Raw genomic sequence first — 16,190 nt, 5'->3', positions numbered from 1 at the left:
TTTCATCACTTGAAGGAGATAGAAATGCAGCTTAATCACGCTCTGCTTTTAGCAACGAATATCCAGCATATGGCTCAGTTTTTAGAGTCGTCGTTAGGCCTTAAAAAGGGGCCAAGGCCAGCATTTGGTTTTGATGGTGTTTGGTTATATGACGACTTGGATACGCCATGCATTCATATAGCAGCTAAGTTTGGGGTAAATGAATCGCAGTCTAATTACTTAACCCAAGCTTCGGTATCAACAGAAGCAGTTGGCTTATCAACGGTTGACCACCTTGCTTTCTTTGCAACTGATTATCATGAAGTTAAAGCACGGCTAGAAGCAACTTCAATACCATTCGTTGAGCGGGAAGTGCCGGCAGCGAATGAGCATCAAGTGTTTATTCAAGGGCCTGATGGCTTAAAAATAGAAATTTTATTTACACGCAGCGAGCTTATTTAAAAGGTATACATATGAAAAATAGAATATTTAATACAGACCAAATTGGTCATCATAAAACCGCAAATAAAATAGTGATGGCTCCAATGACCCGTTCACGTACGGCTCAACCAGACGATATTCCGACAAGTCTAATGGCAGAATATTATGCGCAACGAGCCAGTGCGGGTTTTATAGTATCAGAGGCGACGCAAATTTCTGCACAAGGAAAGGGCTACTCATTTACCCCCGGGATTTATACTGAAGAGCAAATCAATGGATGGCGCAAAGTAACGCAGGCTGTTCATCAGCAAAATGGACTCATTTTTTCTCAGTTATGGCATGTTGGCAGAATGTCGCATAGCGTCTTTCATCCAGATGGCTTGCCGGTTGCGCCAAGTGCTATTGCTCCAAATGCGCAAGTGTGGGTGGTTGATGAAAATGGCGAAGGCCAAATGCTTGATTGTCCTACACCACGTGAATTATCGACCAATGAAATTAAGAGCATTGTTGAAGACTATAAACAAGCTGCTTTAAATGCGATTGCAGCAGGGTTTGATGGCGTTGAAGTACATGCAGGTAATGGCTATTTAATCGATCAATTTCTAAGGCAAACATCAAACAAACGCACTGATGAATACGGCGGTAATATTGAAAATAGAGCAAAGTTCGCGCTGCAAATCATTACCGCAATTAGCCAAGCTATCGGCCCAGAAAAAACGGCTATTCGATTAGCTCCTTTTATTACACAAAGAGGCATGGATGATCCGCAAGCAATCGATGTCATTTTATATTTAGCTAAAAAGTTTGATGAACTTGGCATTGCTTATCTGCATTTAGCGGAAGCTGATTGGGATGATGCTCCCCTCGTAACAGATGAGTTTAGAGTTAAATTACGTGAAAGCTTTGGTGGCAAAATAGTGGTTGCAGGAAATTACACATTAGCAAAGGCCGATAAACTAATAGGTGAAGGCTTAGTTGACTATGTTGCATTTGGCAGAAAGTTTATTGCAAACCCTGATTTACCTTATCGTTTAGAGCACAATTTACCTTTGAATGAAATATCAGATCCTACTACTTTATTTGGTGGTGATGAGCGAGGTTACATAGACTACCCAGTATATCAGGGAAATAAATGATGAAATTTTTAAAGCCAATTTTAATTGCGTCGGTGTTTGTTCTAAGCTCCTTAGGTGTAGCTCAAGCTAAGGAGGCAACATCTGTATTTTGGCCTGATGATGCTCAACTTGTGATCTCAATTTCGATGCAGTTTGAGGCAACAGCGCAAGACCAATCAGATCCAGGCCCGTTTCCACCGCAAGAGCTGGGTTATCCAGACACTATTTCACCCTCTTGGTACCAGTACGGCATGAATGAAGGCATACCTAGGCTGCTAGATTTATGGGATAAGCATCATATTAAAGTAACCTCACACATGGTTGGCCGAGCGGTTGAATTAAACCCTGAGTTAGCAAAAGAGGTCGTGCGGCGCGGGCATGAAGCATCAGGGCACGGACAAACATGGACCCCTCAATACTCTATGAGTGAAGAGCAAGAGCGACAGTCATACATAAAAAGTGCAAATATCATTGAAAAAGTAACAGGGCAGCGACCTGTGGGGTTTAATGCTTTTTGGATGAGGCATTCAAAAAATACACTCAAAATCCTTAAAGAATTAGGTTTTATTTATCATATAGACGATTTATCTCGTGATGAGCCATCGCTAACACCTGTTGGAAGTGACGACATTGTTGTTGTTCCATACACTTTTCGAAACAACGATATAGTTCGATACACTGGCAGCACAGCCATGACTGGTAAGGCGTATTTACAAGAGCTTAAAGACGAGTTTGATGTGCTCTACAAGGAAGGCAAACAACGCAGAAGAATGATGTCTATCAGTGCTCACGATAGATTAGCGGGCACTCCCGCTAGAGTGAAAGCGTTGGATGACTTTATAACCTATGCAAAGCAGCACAAGGGGGTTAAGTTTATGCGTAAAGATGACATAGCAAAATGGATTTTACGCCAAGACAATGTGCCAAAAAACTCACCTCGAACTTTTGAAGAGAATTTGTTATGAAATACACACTAACCTTTATTGCATTACTTTTATCTGGCTGTGCCTCACAGCAGCAAAAGGGTGAATTTGAGGATGTAGTAATCGCAGATCATCACTGCCCAGGGGAAATAGATCGAAGCTATAACACCACGATTTATAGCTCAGACGAACCAGAAAAAATTGGCAAAACTGAAGTCACTACACATTGCACTCCAGTTAAAACAGAAACTGAATTTGAAAGAGACTTAAGGGAGCATCAGTAACTTCTTAAAACGCCTCAAAATATGTTTGCTAAGGCTGCAATTATGCTTACTAAATAGTGTTAACGTATTAATTCGACAACACGAAAGCCGTTTGTTAATGTCAGTTAAGCGGTATTTAGGCTGCTTAACTGCCTTTTCCGAAAGCTGTAGGCGCTAATTAAGGACTATTTTTTAAGGAAATGTTATGGAACGTTGGTGCTTTCAAGCGAGTAAAAAAGCACTAAGCTCTTTATTCATTGCTCTATCACTAATGGCTTTGCCAGTGACTGCTGAGCCTACAAAGCCTCTCGAAACTCACCATGCTTTAATGGGCCAAGTTCTCAATGCAAACCAACAAGCTCCCCTTACAGGTTTTGCACTTCATGTGATTGTTGATGATGGACATGCTTTTTCAACGGTAAAGCAAAGTAAAGAAAATGCGCCGCAAGTTATCAACCCAAATAGTTTATTTAGAATTGCCAGTGTCACCAAAACCTTTACTGCGGCAACGGTGTTACGTTTGCACGAGGAAGGAAAACTAAGCCTTGATACAACGCTCGATAAGTTAATTTCTGATGACTTTTATGTGCTTCTTGAAAGCGATGGTTATGCCCTTGATAAAATGACGCTTAAGCAAGTGCTGAGTCATACGGCAGGGCTATACGATCACGCCCAAAGCGATCAGTATTTAGCTAGCATAATGGCACATCCGCAGCAAGATATTACGATGCGCGAGCAAATTAAAGGGTGTGTAGAGTGGGGCGACCCAGTTGGTAAACCTGGTGAGCGTTTTTCATATTCAGATACCGGTTATGTGTTACTCGGCCATATTATTGAAAGAGTGACAGATTTACCCTTGCCTGAAGCGGTTCGAAAGTACTTAAGTTTCGATAAAAATCATATCGAAAATGTGGTCTGGGAACGGGGTGATTCGGTTGCTGTGGATGAATCTCGTCGCGTACATCAATACTTGCACGGAACCGACACCTATAATTGGAGCCCAACAGTTGATTTGTATGGTGGTGGTGGGCTTGTTGCCAGCCCAATCGGTATGGCTAAATTTTATCATGCTTTATTTTCAGGTAAGGTCTTTAAACATCCTGAGACGCTCAAGCTCATGCTATCGGATAAAGGCTTACCAGCAGATAGTCCTTATCGTTTGGGGGTATTTGCAAAAGAATATAACGGCACCTTGGTTTATCAACATGGTGGCTTTTGGGGCACTTTGGTGATGTATGAACCAACAACGCAGGTGGTGGTAGCTGGGGCTGTTACTCAGCAAAAAGACTACGCTAAGCTTGAAAAAGTAATGAGTGACTACCTCACCCTACAGGCAAATTAGCTTCACAAAGCTAATTAATGCTTTACTTGTATGCGCTTATGGGCGGGAGAAACACCCGTCCAGCTACTGTAAGCGCGAACAAACGAATTTGTTTCGCTAAAACCGAGTAAAAAAGCGATTTCGATAATTGGTAACTCAGTTTGCATTAAGTAGTGCTGCGCAAGATCTTCTCGTACTTGTTGTAAGACTTTTTGATAATTTTGCTTTTCAGCTGTAAGTTTTCGTTGTAGAGAGCGTTTGCTTAGTGCCAGCTCTGAGGCAACATGCTCAATGTTACTTTGCCCTTGAGGTAGGGATTTAAACAAAATACTTGATACCTTGTCAGTAAGGCTTTGTTCGCTGATAACATCTTGCAGCTTACGTTTTAAATCTCCCTCAAAGCACGACAACATTACTTGATTACTAGTTAAAAATGGCGCTTTTGCATCTTCTGCTAAAAATGTCACGCTAGGGGTATTCCCCACTTTCAGCGGGCAACCAAAGTAGGCTTCGTATTCCATGAGCTTTTCAGGTAGCTCTGGCACAATAACCGTAACAGGGTTAATTTGTTTTCGAGTAGCAAGGCGAGTTAGTTGTGTAAAAAATACCAGCTCTGCCAAGCTGTAGCACTTGGGCAGCGTATCAATAAAACCATAACAGCTTACTTGGGCTTTAGTATGAGTGTTGGTAATTTCAAGTGCTAGTTCCATAGGGCCAATTAGTGGTTTGTACTGCTGTAACCTTGCTAAAGCGGCATTTAAGTTTGGGCTACAGATCGCGGCAAAAATTGGTACGTCAAATGATTCTATTGTCATTACTTCGGCAAGTTTTAAGGGTAACTCAATGCCGTTTGCTGCTGTCTCTATACCCTGCCATAATTGGAAGTATTGAGCCGGCGTTAAGTATATTTTATCTTGAGAAAATAAACCTGAAGGCAACTGGGCATAAGCCAGTGCCTCTTCTAGGTTGATTTCTAAATCATTGAGTAATACTTGCCAGTTGGGAGGGATCAAAAACTTGCTGGCTCGTTTCATATTAGTTTCCGCTTTTTTCCATAAACTGACGAGAAATTTTTAACACAGTTTTGCGAGGCAATAAAGGGATCACCCAATTGAGCATAAATTTAAGCGGCGCTTCATTAAAAGCAATTAACTGACCTTTTTGCATTGCCTTGTAACCACACAGTGCTACAGAGTGTGCTGATTTAGCATTCTTCCAAGCATCTACCCCTTGTAGATCACCTGCTTCAACAAAGCCTGTTGCTACTGTTCCTGGGCATAACGCGGTGACAGTAATGTTTTTATCTTTTACTTCTTCTGCAATTGCTTGGCTGAATGAAGTCACAAACGCTTTCGTTGCATAATATACCGCTTGCAGTGGGCCTGGCATAAAGGAAGCTGTAGACGAAATATTTAAAATTTTGCCACGATTTCGCTCAACCATGCCTTGTAAGTAATAGTGGCTTAGGTTTGTTAATGTCACAATATTAAGTTGCATCATCGTTTGTTCTGCACTGAGTTCACGCTCATGAAACTTGCCATGTCCGCCAATGCCAGCATTATTCACCAAAATATCTATGTGCAAACCAAGTGCCTCAGTATGTGTAAAAACATACTCAGCTGAATCTGGCTTAGATAAATCGGCAGCAATAACCGTAACCTTTATGTTGTGTTTCGATTCAAGATGTTGTTTAAGATCATTCAGTTTGTCTTCTGAACGAGCTACCAGCACTAAATTATCGCCATGCTGTGCGTGAATATGCGCAAGTTCTAAACCAATCCCGTTTGATGCGCCAGTGATCAATGCTGTTGATGTCATATTTTTACTCCATTAATTTGAGATGTTGTTTTGTTATATGCATGGTAGGCCATCTATTGGTGCCACATAACATCAGATCGCGCCATCGTCATTGCAAAACGCGCCATTTATAAAATTCAGCTTGTAAATGCTATATAACGAAAATATTATATAACCAAATTGTTATGGAGTAAGTCGTGAAAGTTCTCTTTTTATGTACAGAAAATTCAGCCCGTTCAATTATGGCTGAGGCGTTGCTTAAACATCATGGTAAAGGTGAGTTTGAGGTGCTTAGTGCGGGCACAGAACCTTATGCGGTAGACCCTCGTACGCTTGCGGCGATTGAGCATTTTGGTTTAAAAACCGATGACTTACACTCAAAGCACTTAAACGATGTAACTAACCTGAATTTTGATTACGTCATTACCTTATGTGATGACGCTGCCAAAGAATGCGCCAATCGCGTCGATGGCAGCCATTGCCTTGCATGGGATTTTATCGATCCTAAAACGCGTCCTGAACCTCACGCCTTTGAAAAGACCTTGCAAGAGCTCAATGAGCGAATCAAACAGTTTGTGCAATCCCATAACAAAGAAAAACCAGTATCGATTTCGCCAACCATATTTTATAAAGCCCTTGCAGATGATATTCGTTTAAAAAGCTTATTGCTTATCGCCGTTGAGCAAGAGGTTTGCGTATGCGAACTAATGACGGCACTTAACGAGCAGAGCCAACCAAAGGTTTCAAGGCATTTAGCGCAACTTAAAAAACAGGGCATTTTGTCGGATAGAAAACACCAGCAATGGGTGTTTTACTCTTTAAACCCGACCTTACCAATGTGGATGAAACAAACAATTACCTCGACCGTGGTAAACGAACCGAATTTCATAGAAAACGAGTTAGCAAGGCTAAATGCGATGGGCGATGATCGCCCAACCCGTGTTGCTCGTTGCTGCAATTAAGGACTGAAAATGGGTGTTTTTGAACGATATTTATCTGTATGGGTTGCTGCTGCTATCGCCATCGGTGTGACGCTTGGGGTGATGTTTCCGCCTTTGTTTGAGCTAATTGCCAAAGCCGAAGTGGCGCATGTAAACATTGTTGTTGCACTGTTTATTTGGGTAATGATCTACCCGATGATGGTGCAAGTTGATTTTTCAACAATCAAAGAAGTCGGTAAAAACCCTAAAGGGCTGATGCTCACTTTAATCATTAACTGGCTTATCAAACCGTTTTCAATGGCCTCATTAGGTTGGCTATTTTTTGAAGGGTTATTTGCTGATTTCGTTAGCCCTGAAACTGCGCAAGAATATATTGCTGGGATGATTTTGCTTGGTGTTGCACCTTGTACGGCAATGGTGTTTGTGTGGTCACAACTGACCAAAGGCGATGCAAATTACACCTTAGTGCAAGTGTCTGTGAACGACATCATTATGATTTTTGCTTTTGCACCTATTGCGGGGTTATTGCTGGGTGTATCTGATATTCATGTGCCTTGGCTTACACTGATGATTTCGGTTGTGCTGTATGTATTGCTACCACTCATTGCCGGGGTATTAACACGAAAAGCTCTTAATAATTCAGCACAAAATGAGGCTGCTGTGCAGTCATTTTTAGAGAAAATTAAACCTTACTCAGTTATTGGTTTACTGGCCACAGTGGTCTTGCTATTTGGGTTTCAGGCGAACACGATTTTAGCCCAACCGCTTAACATTGTACTGATTGCCATTCCGCTTGTTTTGCAAACCTACGGTATTTTTGCAATCACCTATTTCATTGCGTTAAAGCTTAGGCTTAAGCACAACATTGCAGGGCCTGCATGTTTAATTGGTACTTCTAACTTTTTTGAGTTAGCGGTCGCAGTGGCTATTTCATTATTTGGTTTGCACTCGGGTGCAGCATTAGCAACCGTTGTTGGGGTGTTGGTCGAAGTACCTGTGATGCTGTCGTTGGTTGCAATCGTTAATAAAACAACACATTGGTTTAAAGAGTAATTGGGGAATCATAATGCAATCACATCCATTTGATATTTTACAGCTAGAAACTGGGGCATTTATTTTTACCCCTTGCCCTGGCACAAAAGGCGTTGGTTTATCGCAGTCTGTAGCAGATTTAAAAGCGGCAGGTGCAAAAGCCATTATTACTCTAATGTACGATGAAGAGCTTATTAAAAATGGCGCGCAGCAGCTTGCAATCGAATGTGAGCAAGCCGGTCTTAGCTGGTTTCAATTACCTATTGTTGATGATGACGCGCCAAGCGAAGCGTTTAGTCTCGCTTTCAACAAACACCTTAACGAGATTCTTGCCATCATAAAAAGCGGTGGTAGCGTGGCTGTGCACTGTAAAGGCGGCTCAGGCCGTACAGGCTTAGTTATTGGTTTATTAATGCATGAGCTTGGCTATGCTAAAAACGACATAGTTAATCAAGTGCAGGCTATTCGCCCTAAATCGTTGCATAACCAAGTACAACGTTCATTTTTCGACAATTTTCAAAAAGTAGGAGCTTAACAATGGCAATTAAAGTAGGCATTAATGGTTTTGGCCGTATGGGTCGTTTATCGCTAAGGGCAGCGTTTGCATGGGACGACGTTGAGTTTGTGCAAATTAATGACCCAGCGGGTGATGCAGCAACACTCGCTCACTTACTAAAGTATGATTCGGTACACGGTATTTGGCCTCATGAGGTTGAAAGTAACGACAATGCTGTGATCATCGATGGCCACGAAATTAACGTTACGCAAAATAAAACGATTGCAGACACTGATTGGTCTGGTTGCGATATTGTTATTGAAGCCTCTGGTGTGATGAAAAAAACCGAGTTACTGCAAGCTTATCTTGATCAAGGTGTGAAGAAAGTTGTTGTCACTGCCCCTGTAAAAGAAGACGGTGTGCTGAACGTTGTAATGGGTGTAAATGATGATTTATACGATGTACAGCAGCACGATATTGTGACTGCTGCATCATGCACTACCAACTGTTTAGCGCCTGTGGTTAAAGTTCTGCAAGAGAAAATTGGTATCAAACATGGTTCAATGACCACTATTCACGATATCACTAATACGCAAACTATCTTAGATGCGCCCCATAAAGATTTACGCCGAGCTCGCGCATGCGGCATGAGCTTAATTCCAACTACAACGGGCTCTGCAACAGCGATTACACATATTTTCCCTGAACTTAAAGGCAAATTAAACGGCCACGCGGTTCGTGTGCCGTTAGCCAATGCATCAATCACTGACTGTGTGTTTGAAGTTGAAAAGCCAACCACCGCTGAGCAAATTAACCAATGGATGCAAGAAGCCGCAGAGGGCGAGCTAAAAGGCATTTTGGGCTATGAAGAAAAGCCACTTGTTTCTATCGATTACAAAACAGATCCACGCTCAAGCATTGTTGATGCGCTATCAACCATGGTTGTCAACGAGACTCAAGTTAAGCTGTATGTTTGGTACGATAACGAATGGGGTTACGCAAACCGCACCGCTGAACTTGCCCGTAAAGTTGCGCGATCACTACAAGGTTAAAAGCAATGACGCGTTTTGCTAATCTTCCCGCAGATATAAAGCAGTACTTAATTGTCACCGGGAATTACTGGGCATTTACGCTAACAGATGGCGCATTGAGAATGTTGGTGGTACTGCATTTTCATGCGCTTGGCTACTCGCCTTTGAGTATTGCCATGCTGTTTTTGTTTTATGAGATTTTTGGTGTTGTCACTAACTTAGTGGGCGGCTATTTAGGCGCAAGGCTTGGTTTAAACAAGACCATGAACATTGGCCTTGCCATACAGGTTGCAGCCTTGTTCATGCTGGCAGTCCCTCCTGAATGGCTGAATGTTGCCTATGTGATGCTGGCGCAAGCGCTGTCGGGCATTGCAAAAGATCTCAATAAAATGAGCGCTAAAAGCTCAATTAAAATGCTGGTTGCTAGTGGCCAAGAAGGCACCTTGTTTAAATGGGTAGCGATACTAACAGGCTCTAAAAACGCCTTAAAAGGTGTGGGCTTCTTTTTAGGTGGCTTACTACTGACATTAATGTCGTTTAAAGGCGCAATGCTAACCATGGCTGCCACTTTGCTGGTGGTGTGGTGTTTTAGTATTTATGCACTTAAAAATGATTTAGGCAAAGCTAAAAACAAACCTAAGTTTAACGAGATATTTTCAAAAAGCAGTTCAATCAATATCTTGTCGGCCGCGAGGTTGTTTTTGTTTGGTGCCCGTGATGTTTGGTTTGTAGTTGCACTTCCGGTGTTTTTATCACAAGCCTTTGATTGGGATCACTGGACTGTGGGTGCCTTCTTAGCGAGTTGGGTCATTGGCTATGGGGCTGTGCAATCTTTTGCTCCCAAAATCATTAAGCTTAATAAGCAAACATCACCAAGTGCAGAAACAGTTAAGTGGGCATCTCTGCTTGCTTTAGTCACCTTAGCCATTGCTCTTGCTATTGGCTTTGAGTGGGCTGTAAAACCAATGCTGATAGGCGGGTTGATGTTATTTGGTGTGTTATTCGCGATTAGCTCATCTTTACACAGCTACTTAATTGTTAGCATGGCTGATGCCGATGGCGTATCACTCGATGTCGGGTTCTACTATATGGCTAATGCCATGGGACGCTTAATTGGTACTGTGTTGTCGGGCTTAGTGTTTCAGCTTTATGGCTTAGCAGCCTGTTTGGCTATCTCACTGTTATTTATTGTTATTACCGCTCTTATTTCGACTAAATTACCAAAACAAATTTAGTTAAATCTAAACACGCCCTACAAAGGTGAGCATGCTTTCTTGCTTACCTTTGTTCATGCATAGCATAAGAAATAATAAAATCAGTCATCTTCTGGCTTGAAAAGCTCTTCGAGCATTGGCTGTGGGTTGTTTAGAAACGCCTTTGTAATTTGGTAATGCTCAGTATCCTCATAATTTATTTGTTCAATACCCTGTGTTCCCACTTGGTAGATCCTTGCACCTGGGTATGCCATTAAAATCGGTGAGTGTGTGGCAATAATGAACTGAGAGTTTTGTTCAATTAGTTGAAACATGCGACTTAAAACAGCCAACTGCCTAGCAGGAGAAAGTGCGGCCTCAGGCTCATCTAAAATGTAAAGCCCATTGCCAATGAAGCGGTTTACCATAAGCGCTAAAAAGGATTCGCCATGTGATTGGTGATGTAGGGATGTACCACCATAGGCATCTATCAGCTTAGGTCCTCCAGAAAACCCCGAATCTAAGTCATCAATATTTGATACAACGTTATAGAAGCTTTCAGCTCGCAAGAAAAAACCATCTTTGTATCTCTTAAACGATTTTGAGAGTAGCAAGTACTTATGAAGATCTGAATGCGATTGCTGAGTTTGAAAGTTAAAGTTTTTAGAGCCACCTTCGGCGTTAAAACCCAACCCGATAGCAATTGCTTCTAAAAGAGTCGATTTCCCAGAACCATTTTCAACTACAAATATTGTTACATGTTTCGAAAAGTCTATTTCAAAGAGCTGATTAACCGCAGGAATAGAGAATGGATATGTATCAAAAGAGAAAACCTGCTCTCGTTTGAGTGTCACCTTTTGTAGATACGGTAATGCTTCCATACACAATATTCCTAATAAAGACCTAAAATAAGCAGCAAAAAAAGACAAAATGCCCACTTGATTCAAAACGAGCAAATGCTAGAACTGCAGGTTTCTTAGGTTTAATTATAAGCCTCAAGTGCAAATAGTTTATATAGCTGAAAAGCGAAACCGCAGTTAAGTTTAGCTTTCATCCTTGTTTTCTTGTAACTTACTTAGCAACAAAAATGATAAGTAGGTTGTTATGTCTGGGTATGCTTTTATTAGGCAAAGAATAAAGCCATTTTTAATAGTGGTTTTGGCATTGTTGTTCGTTATGTATATATATTTTTCTCAAGAATCAGCAATCTTTGCAACCAATTCAGAATCTTTAAATGGTATAAAAACTACGCAGAAAGTTGTGGCACAAGTAAGCATGCCTGCCACAAAGCCTGGCACGAGTTTGTTAGCTGATGAATCAGATGAGCAAGGGAGTGAAGTTAATGACAGCCGTGAACTTATTATCAAAAATGCACCGAAATGGCATTTTGATGGTGTGTTTATTGACCATTTTACAGAGCTAAAGCAACGCGCTGAGCAAGGTGATGCTGAGGCTAACTACCTCATCGCGCAAAACCTTAAGTATTGTTTTAATGCGCCTTTAGATGAACAGGCCCTTGAAGAAAAATTGGCTGAAATCTATGAGTTTAGTGATGCTGGCGATATACAAAGCCGTGTTTTAGATAAATATGAGTATTGCCAAGGATTAGATTTAGCAACGCGGCGTTCTTTTTACAGTTATTTGGCAGAGGCTGCAGAAAATGGCTCGGCTTATGCGCAGCAAACGTTTGCAGGGCTAACGCCCGAATTTTATATGAAGTCGCAATTTCCTGAGAAGTTGTCACGTGCAGAGTTCATCAAAAATCGTGATAGTTTTAAAGAGCGTAAAACCGTATTTTTAGAGCAAGCAGCGAAGCAGGGTAGTGAACAAGCGCTGATGAGTTTAGCGAGCATGTATTACAGCGAACAAGTTGGTGAGCATAGTGCAGCAAAAGCCTACGCTATAAATCGACTCATTATGGAAATCACGCAAAATAACGATGTGTATAATCGTTATGCGTGGTTTGAGCAAAGACAATACCCGACACTTTCAGATGAAAAGCTGAGTATCGCGAACAATTTGTTTGATCAATGGCTTTTGCAAATAAAGCTAAATGGTACATTATATCCAAAGCACTGAGTACCCAAAGAATTAATAACCCAAAGCAAGGATGGTAATGATGTTTGAACCAAACTATGCAAGTTACACTCTTGATGAGTTATTAGATTGCAAAGCAAATATAGATTCACAAGCATGGCCTGATCGCCTAAAAGACATCGGAAATGCACTCAGTGTTTATGCCAGCCAATCTGCTGAGCACGCAAAACAGTACAAACAAGCAGTTTTTAATGCGTATTGTGAAACGTTACGCTACGATCTAACCATCAGTATCGACGATAATATTCTGTGGTTTTTAAGACCGTTTTCTAAGCAAGCTGAAGATATTACCCCAAGCACTTTTATTGGCGAAGTTTGCCCACTTTGCAAAGCAAAGCTTAACGCAACCACATGGGCTGCTGGCTGGCAGTTGAGCTGCGAACATTGTGAAGTAACGGGGATTGTTGTTGAAAAGTTTGGCTATTAAAAAAGTTAGCTTATTGAAATTGCTGCGTAATTATTCGCAGCAATATATAACAATTTTATAATGTTATCAGGCTTTTTTAACAAACTTAGCGGTAACCATCATTTCACCAACGCCATCAACTTTACAGTCTAATTCGTGGTCTTTTTTATCTAACACGCGGCGGATCACGGCTTTGGTGCCAATTTTAATTACTTGTGAGCTGCCTTTAATTTTTAGGTCTTTCGCAACAGTCACTTTATCGCCATCAGCTAATAAAGTGCCGTTAGCATCTTTCACATTGATCACATCATCGGTATCAACCGCATTAGGATCCCACTCATGAGCGCATTCTGGGCATACTAAATTGTTTTGATCTTCATACACGTATTCAGAGTTACATTGTGGGCAAGGAGGAAAAGACATAAATGGCACCATGGTTGATTTTAAAAGGGTATTTTAATGGCTAAGAGTAAACTATGCGAGCCCCAAGTTGAACAAGAGATCGCATCGTTTATTTAGTATCCATCATGCTATCAGTAAAAATTTGATAGCCATTACGACCCAGCTCTTTTGCTTTATACATCGCTTTGTCGGCTTGTTTTTGCAAAGTTTCAGCTGATATGTCATGCATCGGGTCATAAAATGAAATACCAATGCTCGCTGATACGCATAGCATGTCGTCTTGGTATTTTACCGGATTTAAAATTTCAGCGTTTAATCGTTCAATTAAGGTTAAACAAGCTTCTTGCTCTGTGAGATTGCCAATCACAGCAACAAACTCATCACCGCCAATTCGTGCTAGGGTGTCTTGTTTACGAAGTATTGTGCTCATACGAGCGGCTAAGGTCACTAAAAGGTGATCGCCAGCTTGATGACCATAACTGTCATTAACCGGTTTAAATTTATCTAGGTCTATAAATACGCAAGCAACTAAGTTGTTGTTGCGTTTTGCCAATTCAATTGCCTGGGCTAATCTATCGGCAAGTAACATACGATTGGGTAACCCAGTCAAGGTATCGAAAAATGCTGCTTTTTCTAAATGTTGGCGCTGTTTGGCTTGCTGTGTTACATCAGAAAATACCGAAACATAGTTGCGAACTTGTGCACTTTCGTCTTTTACGGCTGTGATTGTGAGTGACTCAGCGAAGAACTCACCGTCTTTTCTGCGGTTCCAAATTTCTCCTTGCCAATAGCCTTTATCATCTAGTTGTTGCCACATAGACTCATAAAACTCATTCGGTTGGGTGTTAGAACTTAATATATTTGGGTTTTGACCTAGTAACTCATCTTTTTTATAGCCTGTGATATCAGCAACGGCTTGGTTTATTCGAACGATGGCAGCATCTTCATCAGTAATAATAATACCTTCGCGCAGGTTTTCGATTATCTTGTCAGCAAGGTTTAACTCCCAGCTGTTTTTTAAAAGTTTGTTTGCTTGATGCTTTACTTCATTTTCTAGTGAGCGCACGGCGAGTTTTACAGCAAAATAAATAAGTATTTCTAGCAAGAGAAAACCAATAATTCCGTAAGCAATGTTGTAAGTCATGGATTCGTTGAAGGCATTTATTTGCTCATCAATATTGCGCCAAAGCACGATGTTACCAATATCAGGCTGACCTGGATCTTTGTGCCCGAGATAATCGCGTACAGGAATATAGGTAATCGCATAATGCTTACCGGCTATTTCACTTTGCTTTACAGTTGTTTGGTTATATACAGTTTCGCTGGCTATTGAGGTAATAAAGTCGGTTGCATTATCTCTTGAAATAGCTTCTAAATAGCAGTTGCATTGATTCAGTTTGCTGCCAAAACGTTTTGCTTTGGCATCTTCCCAAAGTAAGTTATCGATATGTTCAGCTGTAAATAATACCGCAATACCTAAATCAAACTCATTGTCGAGCGTATCGAGGAGTGAATCAAATGAGGTGCCGACTTCTAATGAGCCTACATGAATACGCTGTTGATTAATTTTATCGGTGAAATAGACGGGTACTACACCGCGGATACCGGAGTAAATTCGACCCGTTTCTAACCCTGAAAGAGCGTGTTTATCGCGATTAGCATCAACAATAATATGTCGAATATCATGCATGGTGTCGCCATATTTTTTATCATTGTGCACTCGTAAAAAGCTAGTAGAGCCAGGCCCTAGATGAAAATGTAGCTGGCGGGCTGAAAAGCTATTTTGTACTTCTTGCCAAGCAGGTGCGACTTTATTGAATAGCTGTTTGCGAATTGCGGCGGCACGCTCTTTTCCTTTGCCTCCACCCTCTTGTTCAATAGCTTGCTTACCTTGATAAAAGAGTTCTGCAACTTCAGGATCGTTTGCTACAAAGGTCGCAATGGCAAGCATTGTTTCCTGCTCTTGCGACATTAATAATTGATAACTTGATTCGAGGTTTTCGCCTTGGTTTATTAGATTTTTGTTGAGCGTTTCTTTTTCTAGTGTGTAGTTAAGCAAAATGTAACAAATATCGATGATTAAAATCGCAACACTTAATGCTAAAAATACTTTGCTTTTAAAGGTTAACTTCATTGGATTACTGCTTTCTTGTTCTTTTTTTGTTTTGAAGTACTATTTTACTTTTCAGTGGTTTCGAGCGTTTTGGTAATAGAGAATATTCCTCTTAGATCACCAAGCCGATAGCCTGTGGCTAAATCATTTGGGTAATGTTCGCTAAGCGCTTGCTTTACTTCTGGCGCAATTGTTTGGCCATGACAATTGAGGCAAACTGGCGCGACTTTTATCGCTTTAGCAAAGCGAAATTGACCATCTTTATTGGTTGAAAAAGTCACATTGTCGATGCTCTCTGTGTTTCTGATCATATCGAGCAGCTGGGCGATTTTTTCAGCTTCCCATTCATCGGGTTGATTATTTGGATTACGGTTTTTAGTGCTTTTACGTGCTACCGTCCAACCATCAGTTGATAAGCTATCGCTAATAGCCGGGGCTTGCATTTTGCACACGTTAATTCCTTCAACTAAACCGCCTTGTTTTATTGCAGCTCCCAATGCTGATTTAAGCGTAGTGGCAAATTCAGTTGCTCGCTCCGCTGCTTGAGTTTCTAGAGTCGCTGATTTTGTTTCGGCATAAAGACTAGGTGAAAGTAACACAGTACAAATCACAATTGTTCTGAAGGAAAACATAGTAAAAC

18 protein-coding genes are annotated in these 16,190 nt (G+C 41.1%); 12 read left to right on the top strand and 6 right to left on the bottom strand.

What is annotated here, in order from left to right; all coding sequences use genetic code 11:
- Positions 1-24 precede the first annotated feature (24 nt).
- The 5 genes from L1D51_RS09700 (at position 25) to L1D51_RS09680 (ending at position 4,063) form a co-directional block, all read left to right on the top strand.
- On the top strand, positions 25-441 hold the full coding sequence (locus L1D51_RS09700) for a VOC family protein (protein ID WP_054563273.1): 417 nt from the start codon (positions 25-27) through the stop codon (positions 439-441).
- Positions 442-452: 11 nt separating this feature from the next.
- A complete protein-coding gene (locus L1D51_RS09695) occupies positions 453-1,556 on the top strand; it encodes an alkene reductase (protein ID WP_239963553.1) in 1,104 nt (367 codons plus the stop codon).
- Complete coding sequence (locus L1D51_RS09690; protein WP_235575506.1) at positions 1,553-2,500, top strand: polysaccharide deacetylase family protein; 948 nt, start codon at positions 1,553-1,555, stop codon at positions 2,498-2,500. The genes L1D51_RS09695 and L1D51_RS09690 overlap by 4 nt, the downstream gene beginning before the upstream one ends.
- Positions 2,497-2,742, top strand: coding sequence for a hypothetical protein (locus L1D51_RS09685; protein WP_054563275.1), 246 nt, complete (start codon positions 2,497-2,499; stop codon positions 2,740-2,742). The genes L1D51_RS09690 and L1D51_RS09685 overlap by 4 nt, the downstream gene beginning before the upstream one ends.
- A gap of 184 nt (positions 2,743-2,926) precedes the next feature.
- On the top strand, positions 2,927-4,063 hold the full coding sequence (locus tag L1D51_RS09680; protein WP_239963552.1) for a serine hydrolase domain-containing protein: 1,137 nt from the start codon (positions 2,927-2,929) through the stop codon (positions 4,061-4,063).
- Between the two features lie 14 nt (positions 4,064-4,077).
- Here L1D51_RS09680 and L1D51_RS09675 read toward each other — a convergent pair whose 3' ends face one another.
- Together L1D51_RS09675 and L1D51_RS09670 are read right to left on the bottom strand one after the other, a co-directional pair.
- Complete coding sequence (locus tag L1D51_RS09675; protein WP_239963551.1) at positions 4,078-5,076, bottom strand: AraC family transcriptional regulator; 999 nt, start codon at positions 5,074-5,076, stop codon at positions 4,078-4,080.
- Between the two features lies 1 nt (position 5,077).
- Positions 5,078-5,860 (bottom strand): SDR family NAD(P)-dependent oxidoreductase, encoded by a 783-nt coding sequence (locus tag L1D51_RS09670; protein WP_239963550.1) that lies wholly within the window; start codon positions 5,858-5,860, stop codon positions 5,078-5,080.
- Between the two features lie 176 nt (positions 5,861-6,036).
- Here L1D51_RS09670 and L1D51_RS09665 point away from each other — a divergent pair, with 176 nt between their 5' ends.
- The 5 genes from L1D51_RS09665 to arsJ are packed head-to-tail and all read left to right on the top strand — an operon-like array spanning position 6,037 to position 10,574.
- The gene (locus L1D51_RS09665; RefSeq protein WP_338127933.1) at positions 6,037-6,801 is read left to right on the top strand and encodes a metalloregulator ArsR/SmtB family transcription factor; all 765 of its coding nucleotides are present in this window, start codon (positions 6,037-6,039) and stop codon (positions 6,799-6,801) included.
- A gap of 9 nt (positions 6,802-6,810) precedes the next feature.
- On the top strand, positions 6,811-7,833 hold the full coding sequence (gene arsB / locus L1D51_RS09660) for an ACR3 family arsenite efflux transporter (RefSeq protein ID WP_239963549.1): 1,023 nt from the start codon (positions 6,811-6,813) through the stop codon (positions 7,831-7,833).
- A 13-nt stretch (positions 7,834-7,846) separates the two neighbouring features.
- Positions 7,847-8,347, top strand: a complete 501-nt coding sequence (locus L1D51_RS09655; protein ID WP_239963548.1) for a phosphatase domain-containing putative toxin — start codon at positions 7,847-7,849, stop codon at positions 8,345-8,347.
- Between the two features lie 2 nt (positions 8,348-8,349).
- Positions 8,350-9,360: an ArsJ-associated glyceraldehyde-3-phosphate dehydrogenase gene (locus tag L1D51_RS09650; protein ID WP_055021834.1), complete on the top strand. Its 1,011-nt coding sequence runs from the start codon at positions 8,350-8,352 to the stop codon at positions 9,358-9,360.
- 5 nt (positions 9,361-9,365) lie between these two features.
- Complete coding sequence (gene arsJ / locus L1D51_RS09645) at positions 9,366-10,574, top strand: organoarsenical effux MFS transporter ArsJ (RefSeq protein WP_239963547.1); 1,209 nt, start codon at positions 9,366-9,368, stop codon at positions 10,572-10,574.
- A gap of 80 nt (positions 10,575-10,654) precedes the next feature.
- Here arsJ and L1D51_RS09640 read toward each other — a convergent pair whose 3' ends face one another.
- Positions 10,655-11,413 carry an AAA family ATPase gene (locus tag L1D51_RS09640; protein ID WP_239963546.1) on the bottom strand — a complete coding sequence of 253 codons (759 nt, stop codon included), beginning with the start codon at positions 11,411-11,413 and terminating at the stop codon, positions 10,655-10,657.
- A 379-nt stretch (positions 11,414-11,792) separates the two neighbouring features.
- Here L1D51_RS09640 and L1D51_RS09635 point away from each other — a divergent pair, with 379 nt between their 5' ends.
- A complete protein-coding gene (locus L1D51_RS09635) occupies positions 11,793-12,611 on the top strand; it encodes a hypothetical protein (RefSeq protein WP_239963545.1) in 819 nt (272 codons plus the stop codon).
- Positions 12,612-12,648: 37 nt separating this feature from the next.
- Entirely contained in the window at positions 12,649-13,056 is a 408-nt protein-coding gene (locus L1D51_RS09630) for a hypothetical protein (protein ID WP_239963544.1), read from the top strand.
- Positions 13,057-13,122: 66 nt separating this feature from the next.
- On the opposite strand, the gene L1D51_RS09625 is transcribed toward L1D51_RS09630, so the two are convergent.
- The 3 genes from L1D51_RS09625 to L1D51_RS09615 form a co-directional block, all read right to left on the bottom strand.
- The gene (locus tag L1D51_RS09625; RefSeq protein ID WP_054553514.1) at positions 13,123-13,458 is read right to left on the bottom strand and encodes a zinc ribbon domain-containing protein YjdM; all 336 of its coding nucleotides are present in this window, start codon (positions 13,456-13,458) and stop codon (positions 13,123-13,125) included.
- A gap of 88 nt (positions 13,459-13,546) precedes the next feature.
- Positions 13,547-15,571: a diguanylate cyclase domain-containing protein gene (locus L1D51_RS09620; protein WP_239963543.1), complete on the bottom strand. Its 2,025-nt coding sequence runs from the start codon at positions 15,569-15,571 to the stop codon at positions 13,547-13,549.
- A gap of 44 nt (positions 15,572-15,615) precedes the next feature.
- Positions 15,616-16,190: Tll0287-like domain-containing protein (locus tag L1D51_RS09615; RefSeq protein WP_239963542.1), on the bottom strand; the 575-nt coding region annotated here is incomplete at its 5' end.

Source organism: Pseudoalteromonas shioyasakiensis, assembly GCF_022398475.1.
GTDB lineage: Bacteria > Pseudomonadota > Gammaproteobacteria > Enterobacterales > Alteromonadaceae > Pseudoalteromonas.
Note: the sequence above shows the minus strand (reverse complement) of the source record. Positions and strands in the feature narration are given on the sequence as shown.